This is a genomic window from Flavobacterium sp. RSP46 (genome assembly GCF_003984825.1).
In the GTDB taxonomy this organism is placed as follows: Bacteria; Bacteroidota; Bacteroidia; order Flavobacteriales; family Flavobacteriaceae; genus Flavobacterium.
On record NZ_RYDM01000003.1, the window covers coordinates 268,156 to 284,543 of the forward strand.

Annotated in this window: 19 protein-coding genes and 1 pseudogene; 11 read left to right on the forward strand and 9 right to left on the reverse strand. The window is 34.3% G+C overall.

What is annotated here, in order from left to right; genetic code table 11:
- The first annotated feature begins 45 nt into the window (after positions 1 to 45).
- The 5 genes and pseudogenes from EKM01_RS07465 to EKM01_RS14980 all read left to right on the forward strand — a co-directional run.
- On the forward strand, positions 46 to 705 hold the full coding sequence (locus EKM01_RS07465; RefSeq protein ID WP_126455559.1) for a TetR family transcriptional regulator C-terminal domain-containing protein: 660 nt from the start codon (positions 46 to 48) through the stop codon (positions 703 to 705).
- Complete coding sequence (locus EKM01_RS07470; protein WP_126767619.1) at positions 705 to 2,012, forward strand: AarF/ABC1/UbiB kinase family protein; 1,308 nt, start codon at positions 705 to 707, stop codon at positions 2,010 to 2,012. Before EKM01_RS07465 ends, EKM01_RS07470 begins: the two co-directional genes overlap by 1 nt.
- Entirely contained in the window at positions 2,012 to 2,146 is a 135-nt protein-coding gene (locus tag EKM01_RS07475) for a DUF2256 domain-containing protein (protein ID WP_126767622.1), read from the forward strand. The genes EKM01_RS07470 and EKM01_RS07475 overlap by 1 nt, the downstream gene beginning before the upstream one ends.
- Positions 2,122 to 3,207 carry a DASH family cryptochrome gene (locus EKM01_RS07480; protein ID WP_126767625.1) on the forward strand — a complete coding sequence of 362 codons (1,086 nt, stop codon included), beginning with the start codon at positions 2,122 to 2,124 and terminating at the stop codon, positions 3,205 to 3,207. The genes EKM01_RS07475 and EKM01_RS07480 overlap by 25 nt, the downstream gene beginning before the upstream one ends.
- Positions 3,123 to 3,389 (forward strand): annotated as a pseudogene (locus EKM01_RS14980) (DUF2867 domain-containing protein); the annotation flags it as partial. The gene EKM01_RS07480 and the pseudogene EKM01_RS14980, both read left to right, overlap by 85 nt.
- A gap of 1 nt (position 3,390) precedes the next feature.
- Here EKM01_RS14980 and EKM01_RS07490 read toward each other — a convergent pair.
- From EKM01_RS07490 to EKM01_RS14555, 7 genes are all read right to left on the reverse strand, one after another.
- Positions 3,391 to 4,686, reverse strand: a complete 1,296-nt coding sequence (locus EKM01_RS07490) for a deoxyribodipyrimidine photo-lyase (protein ID WP_126767627.1) — start codon at positions 4,684 to 4,686, stop codon at positions 3,391 to 3,393.
- Positions 4,686 to 5,147, reverse strand: coding sequence for an SRPBCC family protein (locus tag EKM01_RS07495; RefSeq protein WP_126561743.1), 462 nt, complete (start codon positions 5,145 to 5,147; stop codon positions 4,686 to 4,688). Before EKM01_RS07495 ends, EKM01_RS07490 begins: the two co-directional genes overlap by 1 nt.
- Before the next feature lie 166 nt (positions 5,148 to 5,313).
- Positions 5,314 to 5,754, reverse strand: coding sequence for a sterol desaturase family protein (locus tag EKM01_RS07500; protein ID WP_126561742.1), 441 nt, complete (start codon positions 5,752 to 5,754; stop codon positions 5,314 to 5,316).
- A gap of 45 nt (positions 5,755 to 5,799) precedes the next feature.
- Positions 5,800 to 6,639, reverse strand: coding sequence for a phytoene/squalene synthase family protein (locus tag EKM01_RS07505; RefSeq protein WP_126767630.1), 840 nt, complete (start codon positions 6,637 to 6,639; stop codon positions 5,800 to 5,802).
- Positions 6,636 to 8,117 carry an NAD(P)/FAD-dependent oxidoreductase gene (locus tag EKM01_RS07510; RefSeq protein WP_126767632.1) on the reverse strand — a complete coding sequence of 494 codons (1,482 nt, stop codon included), beginning with the start codon at positions 8,115 to 8,117 and terminating at the stop codon, positions 6,636 to 6,638. Before EKM01_RS07510 ends, EKM01_RS07505 begins: the two co-directional genes overlap by 4 nt.
- 39 nt (positions 8,118 to 8,156) lie before the next feature.
- Entirely contained in the window at positions 8,157 to 9,056 is a 900-nt protein-coding gene (locus EKM01_RS07515; RefSeq protein ID WP_197037229.1) for a MerR family transcriptional regulator, read from the reverse strand.
- Between the two features lie 427 nt (positions 9,057 to 9,483).
- Positions 9,484 to 9,621: a hypothetical protein gene (locus EKM01_RS14555; protein WP_158614851.1), complete on the reverse strand. Its 138-nt coding sequence runs from the start codon at positions 9,619 to 9,621 to the stop codon at positions 9,484 to 9,486.
- Positions 9,622 to 10,624: 1,003 nt separating this feature from the next.
- On the opposite strand from EKM01_RS14555, the gene EKM01_RS07520 reads away from it, so the two are divergent.
- The 6 genes from EKM01_RS07520 to EKM01_RS07545 all read left to right on the forward strand — a co-directional run bounded on the left by EKM01_RS07520 (position 10,625) and on the right by EKM01_RS07545 (position 13,893).
- Positions 10,625 to 10,885 (forward strand): heavy-metal-associated domain-containing protein, encoded by a 261-nt coding sequence (locus EKM01_RS07520; RefSeq protein ID WP_126460711.1) that lies wholly within the window; start codon positions 10,625 to 10,627, stop codon positions 10,883 to 10,885.
- A gap of 103 nt (positions 10,886 to 10,988) precedes the next feature.
- Complete coding sequence (locus EKM01_RS07525) at positions 10,989 to 11,321, forward strand: helix-turn-helix transcriptional regulator (RefSeq protein WP_126460708.1); 333 nt, start codon at positions 10,989 to 10,991, stop codon at positions 11,319 to 11,321.
- A gap of 19 nt (positions 11,322 to 11,340) precedes the next feature.
- On the forward strand, positions 11,341 to 11,811 hold the full coding sequence (locus tag EKM01_RS07530) for a DUF6428 family protein (RefSeq protein WP_126556047.1): 471 nt from the start codon (positions 11,341 to 11,343) through the stop codon (positions 11,809 to 11,811).
- A 15-nt stretch (positions 11,812 to 11,826) separates the two neighbouring features.
- Positions 11,827 to 12,459, forward strand: coding sequence for a low molecular weight phosphatase family protein (locus EKM01_RS07535; RefSeq protein ID WP_126576832.1), 633 nt, complete (start codon positions 11,827 to 11,829; stop codon positions 12,457 to 12,459).
- Between the two features lie 2 nt (positions 12,460 to 12,461).
- On the forward strand, positions 12,462 to 13,556 hold the full coding sequence (gene arsB / locus EKM01_RS07540) for an ACR3 family arsenite efflux transporter (protein WP_126767635.1): 1,095 nt from the start codon (positions 12,462 to 12,464) through the stop codon (positions 13,554 to 13,556).
- Between the two features lie 127 nt (positions 13,557 to 13,683).
- Positions 13,684 to 13,893: an FAD-dependent oxidoreductase gene (locus tag EKM01_RS07545; protein WP_126563954.1), complete on the forward strand. Its 210-nt coding sequence runs from the start codon at positions 13,684 to 13,686 to the stop codon at positions 13,891 to 13,893.
- A 37-nt stretch (positions 13,894 to 13,930) separates the two neighbouring features.
- Here the strand turns inward: EKM01_RS07545 and EKM01_RS07550 are convergent, their stop codons facing one another.
- Positions 13,931 to 14,893 (reverse strand): arginase, encoded by a 963-nt coding sequence (locus tag EKM01_RS07550; RefSeq protein WP_126460693.1) that lies wholly within the window; start codon positions 14,891 to 14,893, stop codon positions 13,931 to 13,933.
- A gap of 11 nt (positions 14,894 to 14,904) precedes the next feature.
- Positions 14,905 to 16,188 (reverse strand): ornithine--oxo-acid transaminase, encoded by a 1,284-nt coding sequence (rocD, locus tag EKM01_RS07555; RefSeq protein ID WP_126767638.1) that lies wholly within the window; start codon positions 16,186 to 16,188, stop codon positions 14,905 to 14,907.
- Positions 16,189 to 16,388 lie beyond the last annotated feature (200 nt).

Consider the following 16,388-nt stretch of genomic DNA (forward strand, 5'->3'; position numbering starts at 1 on the left):
TTAAACATTTATTACCTTTATACTCTAATTTGAAACACCGTAAAAATGGCTACTAAAAAAACAACCGTAACAAAAGACAAAATAGTTTCGTTCTACATGAATTATGTTCTTGAACACAGCGAGAAACCAAAATCAGTATATCATTTTACAAAAATAAATGATTTTACAGAAACTGAATTTTATGCTTTTTTCGGTACAATTGAAAGTATTGAGAAAGAAATTTTTAAAATGTTTGTAGAAAAAACTACTGACTTACTGAACAAAAATAAGGAATACGAAATGTATGACATGAAAAGTAAAATGTTAAGTTTTTACTTTACATTTTTTGAGATCCTGACTGCTAACAGGAGTTACGTTGTTCTTGTATTAAAGGAGCACAACAATCAGTTGAAAAAACTAATGCAACTCTCTGGGCTCAGAAACAGTTTCAGAAATTATTTATCTGAAATAATCTCAGATGAATTTAGAACACAACAGGAAAAACTGCAAAACTTTCAAGAGAAATCCTTTCAGGAAGCATCCTGGATTCAACTTTTGTTAACGCTAAAGTTTTGGTTGGATGATGCCTCAGCTGCTTTTGAGAAAACAGACATTTACATTGAAAAATCTGTTAAAGTAACTTTTGAATTAATGAATATCGCACCGATAGACAGCTTAATCGACTTTGGAAAATTCATTTTCAAAGAAAAAATATACAACAAATAATGAAAACTATAGATTATATTCCCACATCAAAAATTGAAAGAGCAACTAAGCTGGTACAAACCGGTGCTAAAGTTGGCGTAAATTACCTAAAATATTACGGTGAAAAAATAGTGAATTCTGATTTGACCCGTGAAAAATTAAACGAGGACAATGCCGAGGATATTTACGACGGACTCAAAAGCCTAAAAGGAAGTGCGCTCAAAGTAGCACAAATGTTGAGTATGGATAAAAGTTTTTTGCCTCAGGCTTATGTAGAAAAATTTTCACTATCCCAATTTTCTGTCCCACCACTTTCAGCTCCGTTAGTACTGAAAACCTTCAAAACAAATTTTGGGAAGACACCCTATGAAATATTTGATGAATTCAACGCCAACTCTGTAAATGCAGCAAGTATTGGGCAAGTGCATGTTGCTATGAAAGACGGTAAAAAACTAGCGGTAAAAATTCAATATCCCGGAGTGGCTAACAGCATCTCCTCTGACTTATCCATGGTGAAACCTATTGCCATCAGAATGTTTAACCTTCAAGGAAAAGACTCTGATAAATATTTCAAGGAAGTTGAAGACAAATTGATTGAGGAAACTAATTATGTTTTAGAATTAAAACAAAGTCAAGAAGTAGTTGACGCCTGCAAAAAAATAAAAAATCTGGTTTTTCCGGAATATTACCCTGCCTTTTCAACTGACAAAGTCATCACAATGGACTGGATGAATGGCAAACATCTCTCTGAATTTACAAAAACAAATACCAATCAGGAAGTAGCAGACAAAGTTGGTCAGGCTTTATGGGACTTTTATATGTACCAAATTCATATTTTAAGAAAAGTACACGCTGATCCACATCCTGGAAATTTCTTAGTCAACGATGCAAACCAATTAGTAGCATTAGATTTTGGTTGTATGAAACAAATTCCAACAGAATTTTACACCCCCTATTTTGAGCTGGTAAGTAAAGATGTAATTAACGATACTAAAATATTCAATTCAAAATTATTTGAATTAGAAATTTTACGTGCTGATGATTCTGATGCAGAAATAGCCTATTTCACAGAATTGTTTCATGATTTATTATCGTTGTTTACCAAACCTTTTCAAGAGAAAATATTCGATTTCTCGGATGAAAGTTTTTTTGAAAGTATCGCACAATTGGGGGATCGCTTTTCAAAAGACACTAATCTTCGAAAAATGAACGGGAATAGAGGTTCTAAACATTTTATTTACATGAACAGAACTTTTTTTGGCTTATACAATTTGATGTTTGATTTGAAAGCGAAAATAGTTGTCAATGAATTTGAAAAATACAAGTAGTGAAAAAAGAAAATCTGCCTTCAAAAATGTGTATGGTCTGCAACCGGCCATTCAGCTGGCGGAAAAAATGGGGAAAAGTTTGGAACGAAGTTAAATATTGTAGTGAAAAATGCAAAAGAAACAAAAAGGGTTAGTTTGGTTTAGGAATGATCTTAGAGTTCATGATAATGAGTCTCTATCTACTGCGATGGAAGAAAATGACAATGTAATTGCAATTTATTGCTTTGACCCACGACATTTTGAAGAAAAAGAATATGGTTTCAAAAAAACAGAAAAATTCCGTGCTAAATTTCTATTGGAATCGGTAGCGGCTTTAAAACAGAATCTAAAAAATTTGAATGTTTCTTTATTGGTTTATCACCAAAAGCCAGAAGACTGTATTCCAGCGATTATCATTCAAAACGAAATTAGTTCGATCTATTTTCAAGAAGAATGGACTTCTGAGGAAATGATAGTTTCCGATAACATAAAAACTCAGGTTCCAAATTCAGTAGCGTTTAAAAGTAGTTATAATCAGTTCTTATTTCATCCGGAAGAAATACCGTTTGCTATTGAAGCAGTTCCAAATGTTTTTACACAATTCCGAAATAAATGTGAAAAAACGACAAAAGTCAGACCTGAATTTTCAGTTGAACCGTTGTCAATTGATAATTACACCATAGACCAAACTGTTATTCCTACGATAAAAAATTTAGGGTTTACTGATTTTGAAATAGATTCCAGAACGGCATTTCCTTTTGGTGGTGGTGAAGATGAAGCAATGAAACGTTTGCAAAATTATTTTTGGAAAACCAAAAAACTGAGCGTTTATAAAGTAACTCGAAACGGATTAATTGGAACTGATTTTAGTTCGAAATTTTCACCTTGGTTGTCTAATGGATCAATTTCTGCAAAAACTATTTATTGGGAAATTTTGAAATATGAACAACAAATCGAGAAGAATGACTCAACATACTGGTTGGTTTTTGAACTAATTTGGAGAGATTATTTTAAATATATTTCGTTAAAAAATGGAAATTCAATTTTTAAGATTGGCGGAATTTTAAACAAAAAATATGATTGGAAAAGAAACAAGTATGCCATCAATAAATGGATTAATGGTACAACTGAAGAACCAATAGACACGAGATTCATTCTGGTGATGCTTTGGATTTTTGGCGCGTACTATATGCCAATAAACAAGAAGGAAAATTAATCTTGTTTGCCGAAATGAAGCTACCTGGTGAAGCGTGGCTGGAATTCAAAATAATAGGAAATACGCTGTACCAATCGGCTACTTTCCTCCCAAAAGGGATTTGGGGAAATTTATATTGGTATTCTGTTTTGCCGTTTCACGGGTTTATATTTAATGGCATGCTGAACAAATTAATAAAATAAATCACTTCAGAATTCCGGCTTTGTACGTCGCAATAGCTCTGTCTCTAGCCATCGCATGTTCTACCATTGGCTGTTTGTATCCTAAATCGAATTCTTTAATCCATTTGCGGATATAGATTCCTTTTTCATCGAATTTTTTTAGCTGGATCTCTGGATTGAAAACTCGGAAATATGGCGCGGCATCACAACCTGTTCCCGCAGCCCATTGCCAATTGCCAACATTGGCAGACATCTCATAATCCAATAATTTTTCGGCAAAATAGGCTTCACCCCATTGCCATTGAATCAATAAATGCTTGCATAGAAAACTCGCGACAACCATGCGAACTCTGTTGTGCATATACCCGGTTTCATTGAGTTGCCTCATTCCGGCATCAACCATTGGATAGCCCGTTGTTCCGGTACACCAGCGCTTGAAATCTTCTTCATTATTGCGCCACTGAATCCCATTATAGGCTGATTTGAAGTTTTGCGTACCGACTTTTGGAAAACTAAATAAGATTTGCATGAAAAATTCTCTCCAAATTAGTTCACTCAAAAACACATCATTTTTATTAAATGCCCAATTGACTAATTTCCGGATACTTACCGTTCCAAAGCGCAGATGTGGCGAAAGATAAGAGGTTTTATCTAAGGCTGGGAAATCTCTTATATCTTGGTAATTTGCAATGAATTTAAGGTTATGTGGTTTTACTTTGATAAGACTTTCTACGAAACCTATTTGTTCCAAAGTGGGAAAAGCAAAACTGTTTTTATAGAAATTAGCAAAATAAACAGCAGTATCATATTCTTGAACTGGAGTCATTGACTTGTATTTCTCCAACCATTTATTTTTAAACGGTGTATACACCGTGTAGGGCAATCCATCTGCTTTAGTAACTTCTTTTTCTTCAAAAATGACTTGGTCTTTAAAAGAATAAGAAATGGTTTTATTAGTTTCTAAAAATTCACAAATTGCAGAGTCACGTTGTATCGCGTACGGTTCGTAATCTTTGTTGAAAAAGACTTCTTTAACATCAAATTCTTTTAATAAAAATTGCCAAACAGCGGTAGTTTTTCCTTTTTTAACCAAAAGTGAACTTTCAATTTCCTGTAATTGTCTATTTATTCTAGAAAGTGATTCGTGAATAAAACCGACTCGAGCGTCGTTTTTAGGCAAAGTATCTAAGATGGAATCATCCAAAATAAACAACGGAATAACCGGATATTCAGACTTTAAAGCATGAAACAATCCAACGTTATCTTCCAGACGCAAATCGCGTCTAAACCAAAAAACAGAAATTTCTTGCTTGCTCATTACTTTGAATTAAACATTTGGTCCACTTTTGCAACACGATACGCAAAAATGGATTTCAATTTATTTTTCACGATTAAGGTGTTCATGATTCGTCCCAATATACCAAGTGGTAAACCGTAATGGACCACATCGGTCATTTTTGTTCCATTTGGTGTGGTCTCAAAGAAATGTTTGTGGTGCCAGAAACTATAGGGACCAAAACGCTGCTCATCAATAAAATAATCATTTTCCTTTACTTGTGTAATTACCGTCATCCACGACAAGGTAATCCCAAAAAGTGGCGTTACTTTATATTGAATGATTTGCCCGGGATACATAGATTTATTATCGAAATCTGTGATTTGAAAACCCATTCCTTCCGGTGTGATTTTTTGAAGATTTTTTGGATTGGAAAAAAAAGTCCAACATTCTTGGACAGTTGCATTCACGTGCTGAACGGTTTCTTGTTTGTATATTTTCATAGTTGTGTTTTAAAGATAAATACCGTTATGGAACACTGGGTTTGCGTGAGGGATAGTAGTGGAGCTCTTTTTATACCTGGCTTTTTTGCCTGGTATAAAAAAGCGGGAACGGATAGCCTGACCCCGCTGTAACACTAGTGAAAGCGGGGTCACGCCCAAATTAAATTTATATTTTGTAGTATTTTAAAGGAACGAACAGCATGCCAAAACATTCTCCATGCTCTTTGCCTAAGTGTTTGTGATGTACTTTATGGGCTTTTCGCAATCCTATTAAATACTTGTTGTTCGTGTTTTTGAACCACTTGAAACGTTGGTGAATTAGGACGTCATGGATCATGAAATAGCAAAGGCCGTAAAACATAATTCCCAGTCCGAGAAAGAATTTATAATTCAGTCCTCCTTCGACACCATAATAGAAAAGCAGGATGCTTGGGATGGCAAAAATGACGAAAAAAATGTCGTTTCGTTCAAAAACATTAGTGTATTTTGGTTGGTGATGATCGGCATGAAAGTACCACATTGAGCCGTGCATAACGAATTTGTGGGTACACCAGGTGACACATTCCATTATTAAAAAAGTACCTATAAATATCAAAAAAAATATCATTTTATTCTATGTTTAATTAAAAAATATTTAAAAACAAGCTGTAACTTAAACTAACTTCAATTTATAAGAGACAAAAGATTTTGCCAGTAATCCGGCTTTGGTGTAGTTAGAAACTCGGATTCTTGCACTTCCAATTTCATGACACGGAGTGTTTTCTAGCTTTTTTAATAGTTTTTTGTAGTACACAAAAGCGGTGTATACGCCAAACTTAGCTTCAATAGGAAGTTTTACAATTCCTTCATAGGCTACTTTAAAATCTGCTTCAATTTCATTAATGATAGCCGCTTTAGCATTTTCATCGAAGGAATTTAAATCGACTCCTGGGAAATAATTCCGGTTCAGGACAAGATTATCGTCTTTTAAATCCCGAAGAAAATTCACTTTCTGGAACGCAGATCCCAGTCGCATGGCTTCGTTTTTCAGTTGCTCATATCGTTTGTGATCTCCGGCAACAAAAACCTTGAGACACATAAGACCCACCACATCAGCCGATCCATAAATGTAATCATCATACTCTGCTTTACTGTGATAATCCGATTTGATTAAATCTAATTTCATGCTTTTTAAAAACGCCTGAACGAGATCATCAGAGATGTTGTATTTCTTCACCGTTTGCTGAAAAGAATTTAAGATGGGATTTAAACTAATCCCTCTGTCAATCGCTTTGTAGTATTCATCCTCAAACTCAGTGATCAAATTTTCTTTGTCAAAACCATGAAAAGTGTCCACAATTTCATCCGTAAAACGGACAAAACCATAAATACTATAAATGGCATCCCTAATACTGGGCGAGAGCATATAAACCGCCATAGAGAAAGAGGTACTGTAGTTTTTAGTGACTAATTTGCTACATTTAAAAGATACATCATCAAATAATTGTTTCATAATTGTTGTGCTAAAAATTGTTTGTTAATTAACTCAGACACTAATTTTCCGGAAATCAATGCTGGTGGAACACCTGGTCCGGGTACGGTCAATTGACCGGTAAAATATAAATTTTTCACTTTCTTGCTCTTTAACTTAGGTCTCAAAAAGGCAGTTTGCAATAATGTATTTGCCATTCCGTAGGCATTTCCTTTGTATGAATTGTATTCTGATACAAAATCATTTTTACAAAAGGATTGTTTAAATAGTATAGTATTGCGTACTTTTTGTTGTGTTAAAGTTTCGAAACGATCCATTATTTTTTCAAAGTATTCTTCTCGGAGTGCTTCAGTATCGTTGATTCCGGGAGCTAAAGGTATTAGAAAAAACCCTGATTCCATTCCTTCCGGAGCTGCAGTTTCATCTGTCACTGATGGAAAATTAGCATAAAATAAGGGTTCTTTTGGCCACTGTGGTTCATCATAAATGTCTTTGGCATGCTGATAAAAATCAACATCAAAGAATAAGGCATGATGTGAAATGTTTTTTATTTTTTTATTGAAACCAACATAAAACAATAATGATGATGGTGCAAAAACGCGACTGTCCCAATATTTTTCAGAATAAGTACGGTGCTCCATATCCAATAATGTTTCCGTGTGATGGTAATCGGCTCCGCTTAGAATTACATCAGAGGTAATGATTTCTCCATTTACCTGAATTGAATTGGCTGTTTTATGCACTACGATGATTTTTTCGATGTTGGAATTCATTTGAAATTTCACTCCCAACTCTCTTGCTAAACTTTCTATACCCCGAACTACATCAAACATTCCTGTTTTAGGATGCCAAGTTCCCAGACCAAAATCAGCATAATTCATGAAACTGTAAAATGACGGGGTATCAGATGGCTTGGCTCCAAGAAATAAAACCGGAAATTCCAGAATTTGAATCAATCTTTCGTTTTTGAATTTCTTACGAACATCTTTACTGATAGTACTAAAAAACTGACCCACTTTCATGGCTGTTTCTGCTGTTATTAATTCCAGTGGAGAAATCCCGGGGCGATACACTAAATCTTTGATGGCGATGTCATAATTACTTTTGGCCTCAGCCATAAATTCGTTTAACAGGCTGCCGCTTCCTTTTTCGATGGCTTCAAAAGCGATTGTAATATCCGTTAAATTATCTGCTATGGTAATAAAATCATCAATTCCATAGTACACGCGGTAGGCTGGTGCTAATTTTATTAATTCGTAATAATCAGTGGTTTTCTTTCCAAAATCAGCAAAGAAGCGATCGAATACGTCTGGCATCCAGTACCAACTTGGTCCCATATCAAAGGTGAAACCTTCTTTTTTTAATTGTCGTGCTCTCCCTCCAATTGTTGCATTTTTCTCATATACAGTCACATCGTGACCACTTTTTGCTAAATAGCAGGAAGCGGATAAAGCCGAGAATCCAGAACCTATAATTGTAATTTTTTTTATATTCTTCATTTGTTTAGCAAATATACAAAATGTTTAAACAAAAAATAACTAGATCCAATCTACCAATTCAGTAATTGAACTAAAAAGAGTAATTCGATCTGAAAGTTCCTCTTCTTTTATAAACTCAATCATACGACCAATATACCATAATTCAGTCGTATCATCCACCAACTCATCGGACATTTTTTGAATGTATCCATCGAGTTGACATCTTTCGGGTTGTACTGTAAGGTAGGAAACAAAAATAATGGAATCAAAATGTTTTTTCAAGTCTTTCAGATTTTCAATAGGCATACTTTCTCCTAAATAAATAGTTTTGTAGCCATGCAATAAAATCTCATAATTCAGGTACATCAGACCTAATTCATGAATTTCATTCATAGGAAGTGACAGGACAAAAACTTTATCTACTTTTGTTTGCTTTAAAACTTGAAGTTTTTCGGTGTTAACTAATAATTTTTGTTTAATTAAGTAGCTGATAAAATGCTCGTGGGCTGGAGTTATCGTGTCCGATTGCCATAATAATCCCAGTTCATTCATTAATGGTATAAAGACTTGATGAAATACTTCCTTAAATGATTTTTCTGCAATTAACCAATTATAAGTATTAAAAAACAGCTCCTGATCAAAATTCATCATGGCCATTTTAAATTCACTTATGGCATGACTTTTTGCTGTTTTGCTCGAAATTATTTCACGTACTAAAGAGGGTATTTTTTCTTGAGGATAGGTTGCTATTTTTGAGATTTTATAGCCATAATCGTGTAACAATGTAATATTTAACAGTTTTTGCAAACTCACTAAATCATACAATCTAATATTAGTGTCGGTACGCATGGGTTGCAAAATATTGTATCTTTTTTCCCAGATTCGTATGGTGTGCGCTTTTATACCTGAAAGATTTTCAAGATCTTTTATACTGAACACATTTTTTACATTGTTTATCATTTATCGAAATTTAATGAACAAATGTAAAATAAATTTAATTATAAACTCTTATGATCACACCGAAACTTTTTTTAAACTCAAAACACCCCAAGATTCTATAAAACGGTACACTGCTGAAACTGATTATTTCTCGAATGCTACTAGCTGATTATAAAACTAATACACACTTTTTTTGGGATTAAACATTGAATAGCAAATAATCAATCCCTTTTAATAATAATAATAAGCCGCAGTTTCCTTCTTATTAAATGGCTGCACTTAAAATTACTTTCTGATTTTCAACTATTTTCAAAAGAAAAACAGCACTAAAAAAAAGCTTTAGAAAAACTACTGCTCCATTTTATTCTCTTAAACATAAGAAAAGCCGTGTGAAAATATGACATTTTTCGCGACTTTTCTTAATAATGATTCCTATTATTTATTAAATTTATTTTTTTATGATTGTTCGGGTGATGTCGTCCTGATTATAGACCGTAATAAAATACATCTCACTAGAATAAGAACTTAAAACCATACTTGCCGCTTCCAAAGTTACTTTGATCTCTTGAACTAAAGCGCCTAACATATTAATACTTTAATGCCTCTGATGGGAGTAATACTCTGAATTTTCAAAATAGTAGTGATAGGATTGAGTTAAGAGCCCGTCAGCGGTGGCAGCTACCCAACTTGAAGCTAAATTATTATCCAGAGTGGTACTTATTAATTCGAGGTAACTTCCTCGACCTTCAGGAGCTAATGGACAAGACACGGAATCAAAATATTCTACTGAATCAATTTTAAATAAGTAATAACCATGGTATAATGTCGTATTTTAAAATCATGTAAAAATCATGTAAAAATCTGATTTAAAGCTGTTTTACTTAAAGTTAATTCTTTTGACTTTACGACTTTTAAACTTTCGACTTACTTACATGACAAAAAGCGGTTATAAATAAACAAATAAGCTTGACCCTGACCCTAACTAGATCGAGTTTGACTTTAAAATGAATTTGCAAAACTGAAATTAACGCTGTATCTTTACTCTCAAGACCGATGTTTCTCATTAGAAATATTATCTGGTAATAATTCTTTAATATACTAAATTTCAGTGTTTTTACTGATTAATTATTATTTATTGTATCGATTTTTATTAAAATATATTTTTGTCATGTACTAAAAAATAATAGCTACAATTTAATATCGTATTTTATTAAAACTCTAAATTTCTTTACTACCGATTTCACAGATTAACACAAATTAATTCGTCATTTAGCTTTAAAAATCGTTTTAAACCTTCAAATCTATGACAAAACTCTTTTTAATAATTGCGACAATATATCTTTCATGCTGCTTATTTCAGTATAAAATAACAATCGGACAGGTGAATAAAGCGTAATCTTACGCAAATTTATTTAACACTAGAGTAGCGATATCCTTTTTGAAACCGTTCCGGTGCATTCGTATTTTTTCTTAGTAAACCTATTGCATTTTAAAACTTAAAAATGATTGTTTATTCGTTTTAAAAAGTATAAACAACTAATCTTAAAATACTTAGACACCTAAAAACAACTAATTTAAAACACAAAATCATGAGCATACTCACTGACAATGTAATTCCAGGAAATCATGGTAAAATTTTTGGTACCAATGCGATCAAAGATTTAGATTTATTAGAAATTAAAGCAAGTCTGCTGAAGTTAGACGGAATAATAGACGTCCTTTTGAATACTGATCTTTTCCCTAGAGAATTTACAATACACACCTCCAAGATGATTCCTGTAAGTGTTATTCAAGATCAAGTACGATCAGTGGGGTTTCACGCCATCCCAAAAGAAGTATTTGAACTTTAATTTTTAAAGGTAACTTTTAAAAACCAACACTATCTTAAAAAAAATCAATATCATTTGTTTATTTCAAATCTATATCGTAATATTGCAATATAAATATATAACGATGGGAATTACTAAATCAGACCATTTCACAGACGAGCAAAACGAATTGGCAACTTTAGCCAAAGCCATAGGCCATCCTGCACGTATTGCTATTATTCAACACCTCATCAAGGTGGATAGTTGTGTGTGCGGTGATATTGTAAACGAACTGCCTCTAGCCCAGCCTACGGTTTCGCAGCACCTGAAGGAACTTAAAAATGCCGGACTCATAAAAGGCAATTTTGAAGGAAATGCAATTTGTTATTGCCTAAACGAAGAAGGCTTTAATAAAATAAAAGGCTTTTTTCAGCACATCAATACTTATTTAGAAAACAAGAAAAATCAATGCTGTTAATTTTTAAATTACAAAAATAATGAAACTATCCGAAATTAAAAAAGAGTTGATCACATTAGACAATGTTGCTTTTGTATTACCAAACGGAACCTTTGTTCCTGAACATTTCCATGTAACTGAAGTGGGTTTGATCACTAAAAATTTTATTGACTGCGGTGGAAAAGTTAGAAAAGAAACTGTGGTAAATTTTCAATTATGGGATGCCAATGACTTTGAACACCGCCTAAAACCAAAAAAACTTTTAGAAATTATTGCGCTTTCAGAAAAAATACTGGGCATTGAAGATTATGAAGTAGAAGTCGAATTCCAATCAGAAACTATTGGGAAATACGACATTCGTTTCAACGGAACAGCATTTACCTTAATCAACAAGCAAACGGCTTGTTTGGCAGAGGATCAATGCGGAATTCCTTCCGAGAAACAAAAAGTAAAATTATCCGAAATTCCAAGTCAAACCAATACTTGCACCCCTGGTGGTGGCTGTTGTTAATTTTAAAACTAAGATATGACATTAATCAAAACAAACTTGTTTCCAGAAATAGAAACACAAATAGCTGCCTTTGGTTTTGAAGATATTTCAGTTGAACGCAAAATTATTTTGCAACCGCTAATTGACTTTATTCAGACAAAAGTAGCCCATCAACAAGAGATCAGATTGAATTTGATTTGCACACACAATTCCAGAAGAAGTCATCTGGCACAAGTTTGGGCACAAACAGCCGCAGCATATTTCAATATAAAAAATGTATTTTGCTATTCTGGTGGGACCGAAGCAACTGCTTTATTTCCTATGGTTGCCCAAACTTTAATACAATCAGGATTCAAAATCAAAGCAATCACAGCAGGAAATAATCCCATTTACAGCATAAAATATGGAGAAAATGAGCCTCCTATTATTGGTTTTTCCAAGACCTACGATGATGATTTTAATCCGAAAAATGAATTTGCAGCGATTATGACTTGCTCTCAAGCAGATGGAGGCTGTCCTTTTATCGCTGGTGCTGAAAAACGTATCCCAATTACTTTTGAAGATCCAAAAGCATTTGACAACACTCCGCAACAAGCCGAAAAATATCAGGAGCGAAGTTTACAGATTGCCACCGAAATGTTTTATGTCTTCTCCCAAATAAAATTATAAATATGTCAGCATCTACTTGTTTTCCCGCAGCAGAAAGAAAAAAACTAGGTTTCCTAGATCGATTTTTAACCCTTTGGATCTTCCTTGCAATGGCACTTGGTGTTGCTGTAGGGAATTTCATCCCTTCCAGTGGGAATTTTATCAACTCTTTTTCCAGCGGAACAACTAATATCCCACTCGCCATTGGTTTAATCTTAATGATGTATCCGCCATTAGCCAAAGTGAATTATAGTAAAATGGGAGACGTATTCCAAAACACCAAAGTATTGGGTGCTTCCCTGTTCCTGAATTGGGTGGTAGGCCCAATCCTCATGTTTTCATTAGCCTTACTTTTCCTAAATGGATATCCGGAATACATGATTGGAGTCATCTTGATCGGATTAGCCCGATGCATTGCGATGGTAGTGGTTTGGAATGATCTGGCCGACGGTAATAGAGAATATGCCGCTGGATTAATCGCTTTGAATAGTATTTTTCAGGTATTGCTTTACAGCGTATATGCGTATGTTTTCATAACCATTTTGCCACCGTATTTTGGCTATACCGGTTTTAATGTGACGATAGGTATTGGTCAAATTGCAGAAAGCGTAGGTATTTATTTAGGAATTCCATTTGCTTTGGGAATAATCAGCCGGTATGGTCTTATAAAACTCAAAGGCGAAACTTGGTTTCAAAACAAGTATATACCTTTTATTTCTCCTATTACTTTAGTGGCCTTGTTATTTACCATCATATTAATGTTTAGTCTGAAGGGCGCATTAATTGTGCAAATCCCCCTGGATGTAGTTCGGATAGCTATTCCTCTTGTCATTTATTTCACCTTAATGTTTGTGATCAGTTTTTTTCTCGGAAAGTATTTTGGTGCTGATTATTCTAAATCTACCGCAATCGCTTTTACGGCAACCGGAAACAATTTTGAATTGGCTATTGCAGTTGCAATTGGCGTTTTTGGAATCAACAGCGGACAAGCATTTGCCGGCGTTATTGGCCCACTGGTCGAAGTTCCGGCGCTAATTGCATTGGTAAACGTCGCTTTTTGGTTTAGAAAAAAATATTATACAAAACCCGAATTAGACCCAAAAACTGGAACCTCTTAAATGTTCCGCTACTAGAGAACTCAACTATTTTATTACAGACTCTCTTTTGTTTTAAACTTGTTTTAAAACAGTAAATCTGTGGAGATCTAAAAAACTAAAATAGAATTTAATCCAGATTCAAAACAGAATGAATGAAATTAAAGAGGTCATTATCATTGGTGGTGGACAAAGCGGATTGGCTTGCGGATATTATTTAAAACGCAATAAATTAAACGTTTTTCTCCTGGATAAAGAAGAAAAATGCGGTGGTACCTGGCAACATGTTGGGGATAGCCTAACGCTTTTTTCTCCTGCCGAACACAATTCATTGCCCGGCTGGCTAATGCCAAAAATCTAAAACTGATTTCGGGCTTTTTTATACACGCTAAAAAAAATTATTCTGCAGAAATAACTAGTTCTGAGGTAATGGCTTCTAAAACTTCAAAAGCAGTTTCTGCCATTTTATTTCCTTTGGTGTCTAATAATGGGTTAATCTCGACAAATTCGATACAAACTACTTTTTTGGTTTGAACAATTTGTTTGATGATCGCTATTACTTCATACTGATCAAAACCTTTGGAAACCGGTGTTCCAGTCCCGTAAGAAATCATATCACAATCCATAGAATCCACATCAAAAGAAACATATAGCACTTCACAATGCGATAGTTTAGTTAATGCTTCCGCGACACACTTTCGTAAACCGCGATACCGCACTTCATCAACTTTATAATTTTTGATTTGCAATTTTTCAATTTGCTTATCCTCCTCTTCTTCGGTATCCCGAACGCCAAAATATACCAGGTTTTCTGCCAAAACTTTCGGTCCCTTACAACCTATATTTTTCATGTCTTCCCAGTGCTGTTGGGTTTCCGGAGGCACTTCGTTATTCTGGCAACTCAAATTATCATCCGCAAGAGCCGCAGATAGTGGCATTCCATGAATATTACCGGATGGCGAAGTGTAAGGTGAATGCAAATCCGCATGGGCATCAATCCAAAACACCCCGATATTTTGTTCCGGAAAAGCGGCTTTTATACCACTTAATGTTCCTAATGCCGAAGAATGATCACCTGATAAAACAATTGGAAAATAATTTCCTGCTAAATTTTTCTGTACTGCATTACAAACTCTGGTGCATTGCTCCACTACATGCTCAATTCGTTTAGCCGAAGAACTTCGGTTTTTATCATATATGGATTCGTTGTGCGTTTTGACATCTTCAAACTCAAACTGATTAAAATAATCACTGTTTTGATTGATTGCCGCAATTTCGATAGCATCAATCCCTAAGTCGGATCCTCGTGTACCAGCACCTATATCGGATCTGTTCTTTATTAATTTTATAGATTTTCCCATTGTACTTAAAATTATTTGAAATCGTTTAGAGCTCGCTCAATTATACCCAAACATTCCTGTATTTGAGGTTCTGAAATTACTAATGGTGGTGCAAATCGAATTTTGTTGCCGTGTGTTGGTTTTGCCAATAATCCATAATCTCTAAATTTCATACAAATATTCCAGGCTAAATCAGATTCTTCACCACTGTTGATAACTATGGCGTTCAGTAATCCTTTTCCTCTGACCAACGTAATTAATGGGTTTCTGGAAGCAATTTCGTTAAGTCCTGTTCTTAAAACTTCGCCTAAGTACGCCGCATTTTGTGCTAAATTTTCCTCTTTCACTACTTCCAGTGCAGCAATAGCCACAGCCGCTGCAACAGGATTTCCTCCAAAAGTGGAACCGTGTTGTCCTGGTTTAATCACATTCATAATGGGATCATTCGCTAAAACTGCCGAAACTGGGTACACACCGCCCGAAATAGCTTTTCCTAGAATAAGGATATCTGGTTTTACTTCCGGTCTGCCTTCACATCCTTTTTTACAGTCACAATTTCCGCAAGTTGCTAATAATCTTCCCGTGCGTGCAATTCCTGTTTGCACTTCATCCGCGATAAATAGAACGTTATGTGCTTCACAAAGCGCTTTTGTTTTTGCTAAATATCCTTCGGCAGGAACATACACTCCCGCTTCTCCTTGAATTGGTTCCACTAAAAATCCGGCAATATTTGGGATTGATTTTAATACGTTTTCTAGAGCGTCAACATCATCGTACGGAATTTTAATAAATCCAGCAGTGAATGGTCCAAAGTTTTTACGGGCACTCTCATCATTCGAAAATGAAATGATTGTTGTTGTTCTTCCGTGAAAATTGTTTTCACAAACAATGATTTGTGCTTGATTTTCAGGAATTCCTTTTACCTCATAGGCCCATTTTCTACACAATTTCAAAGCAGTTTCCACTGCTTCAGCACCTGTATTCATGGGCAACACTTTATCAAAACCAAAATACTTAGTCACATATTCCTCAAAAGGTCCTAGTTGATCATTATGAAAAGCACGTGAAGTTAAGGTCAATGTTTGTGCTTGTTTTATCATTGCATCCACAATTTTTGGATGACAATGCCCTTGGTTTACGGCAGAATAGGCCGATAAAAAATCATAATATTTTTTTCCGTCTACATCCCAGACATAAACCCCTTCGCCTCTTTCTAAAACCACAGGTAAAGGATGGTAATTGTGTGCTCCGTATTGATTTTCTTTAGCTATTAACGCTTCCGATTTTGAAGAAAGGTTTTGTTCTGTGTGTGTCATGATATTCCTATTTTGATATTACAAAGTACAAAACTACAGATTTTTTTTAAATTGACAATAAAAATAAATATTTTGACTTTTTTAAAAGTATTATTTTAAATAAATTACTTAATTTACATGAAAAAAAGTCATTTTTTAAATATAAAATTCAAATAATAGAACTATTCCAATATAAATAAAAATAAGTACTTTTATACAAA

Excerpts from the sequence above, each read along its gene's own strand:
- EKM01_RS07490 (WP_126767627.1), bottom strand. The coding sequence starts at position 4,686 with ATGAGCAAGCAAGAAATTTCTGTTTTTTGGTTTAGACGCGATTTGCGT.
- EKM01_RS07530 (WP_126556047.1), top strand. The coding sequence starts at position 11,341 with ATGAAACTATCCGAAATTAAAAAAGAGTTGATCACATTAGACAATGTT.
- EKM01_RS07520 (WP_126460711.1), top strand. The coding sequence starts at position 10,625 with ATGAGCATACTCACTGACAATGTAATTCCAGGAAATCATGGTAAAATT.
- EKM01_RS07500 (WP_126561742.1), bottom strand. The coding sequence starts at position 5,754 with ATGATATTTTTTTTGATATTTATAGGTACTTTTTTAATAATGGAATGT.
- EKM01_RS07525 (WP_126460708.1), top strand. The coding sequence starts at position 10,989 with ATGGGAATTACTAAATCAGACCATTTCACAGACGAGCAAAACGAATTG.
- EKM01_RS07465 (WP_126455559.1), top strand. The coding sequence starts at position 46 with ATGGCTACTAAAAAAACAACCGTAACAAAAGACAAAATAGTTTCGTTC.
- EKM01_RS07495 (WP_126561743.1), bottom strand. The coding sequence starts at position 5,147 with ATGAAAATATACAAACAAGAAACCGTTCAGCACGTGAATGCAACTGTC.
- EKM01_RS07535 (WP_126576832.1), top strand. The coding sequence starts at position 11,827 with ATGACATTAATCAAAACAAACTTGTTTCCAGAAATAGAAACACAAATA.
- EKM01_RS07510 (WP_126767632.1), bottom strand. The coding sequence starts at position 8,117 with ATGAAGAATATAAAAAAAATTACAATTATAGGTTCTGGATTCTCGGCT.
- EKM01_RS07505 (WP_126767630.1), bottom strand. The coding sequence starts at position 6,639 with ATGAAACAATTATTTGATGATGTATCTTTTAAATGTAGCAAATTAGTC.
- rocD (WP_126767638.1), bottom strand. The coding sequence starts at position 16,188 with ATGACACACACAGAACAAAACCTTTCTTCAAAATCGGAAGCGTTAATA.
- EKM01_RS07470 (WP_126767619.1), top strand. The coding sequence starts at position 705 with ATGAAAACTATAGATTATATTCCCACATCAAAAATTGAAAGAGCAACT.
- EKM01_RS07515 (WP_197037229.1), bottom strand. The coding sequence starts at position 9,056 with ATGATAAACAATGTAAAAAATGTGTTCAGTATAAAAGATCTTGAAAAT.
- EKM01_RS07480 (WP_126767625.1), top strand. The coding sequence starts at position 2,122 with ATGCAAAAGAAACAAAAAGGGTTAGTTTGGTTTAGGAATGATCTTAGA.
- EKM01_RS14555 (WP_158614851.1), bottom strand. The coding sequence starts at position 9,621 with ATGTTAGGCGCTTTAGTTCAAGAGATCAAAGTAACTTTGGAAGCGGCA.
- arsB (WP_126767635.1), top strand. The coding sequence starts at position 12,462 with ATGTCAGCATCTACTTGTTTTCCCGCAGCAGAAAGAAAAAAACTAGGT.
- EKM01_RS07550 (WP_126460693.1), bottom strand. The coding sequence starts at position 14,893 with ATGGGAAAATCTATAAAATTAATAAAGAACAGATCCGATATAGGTGCT.
- EKM01_RS07545 (WP_126563954.1), top strand. The coding sequence starts at position 13,684 with ATGAATGAAATTAAAGAGGTCATTATCATTGGTGGTGGACAAAGCGGA.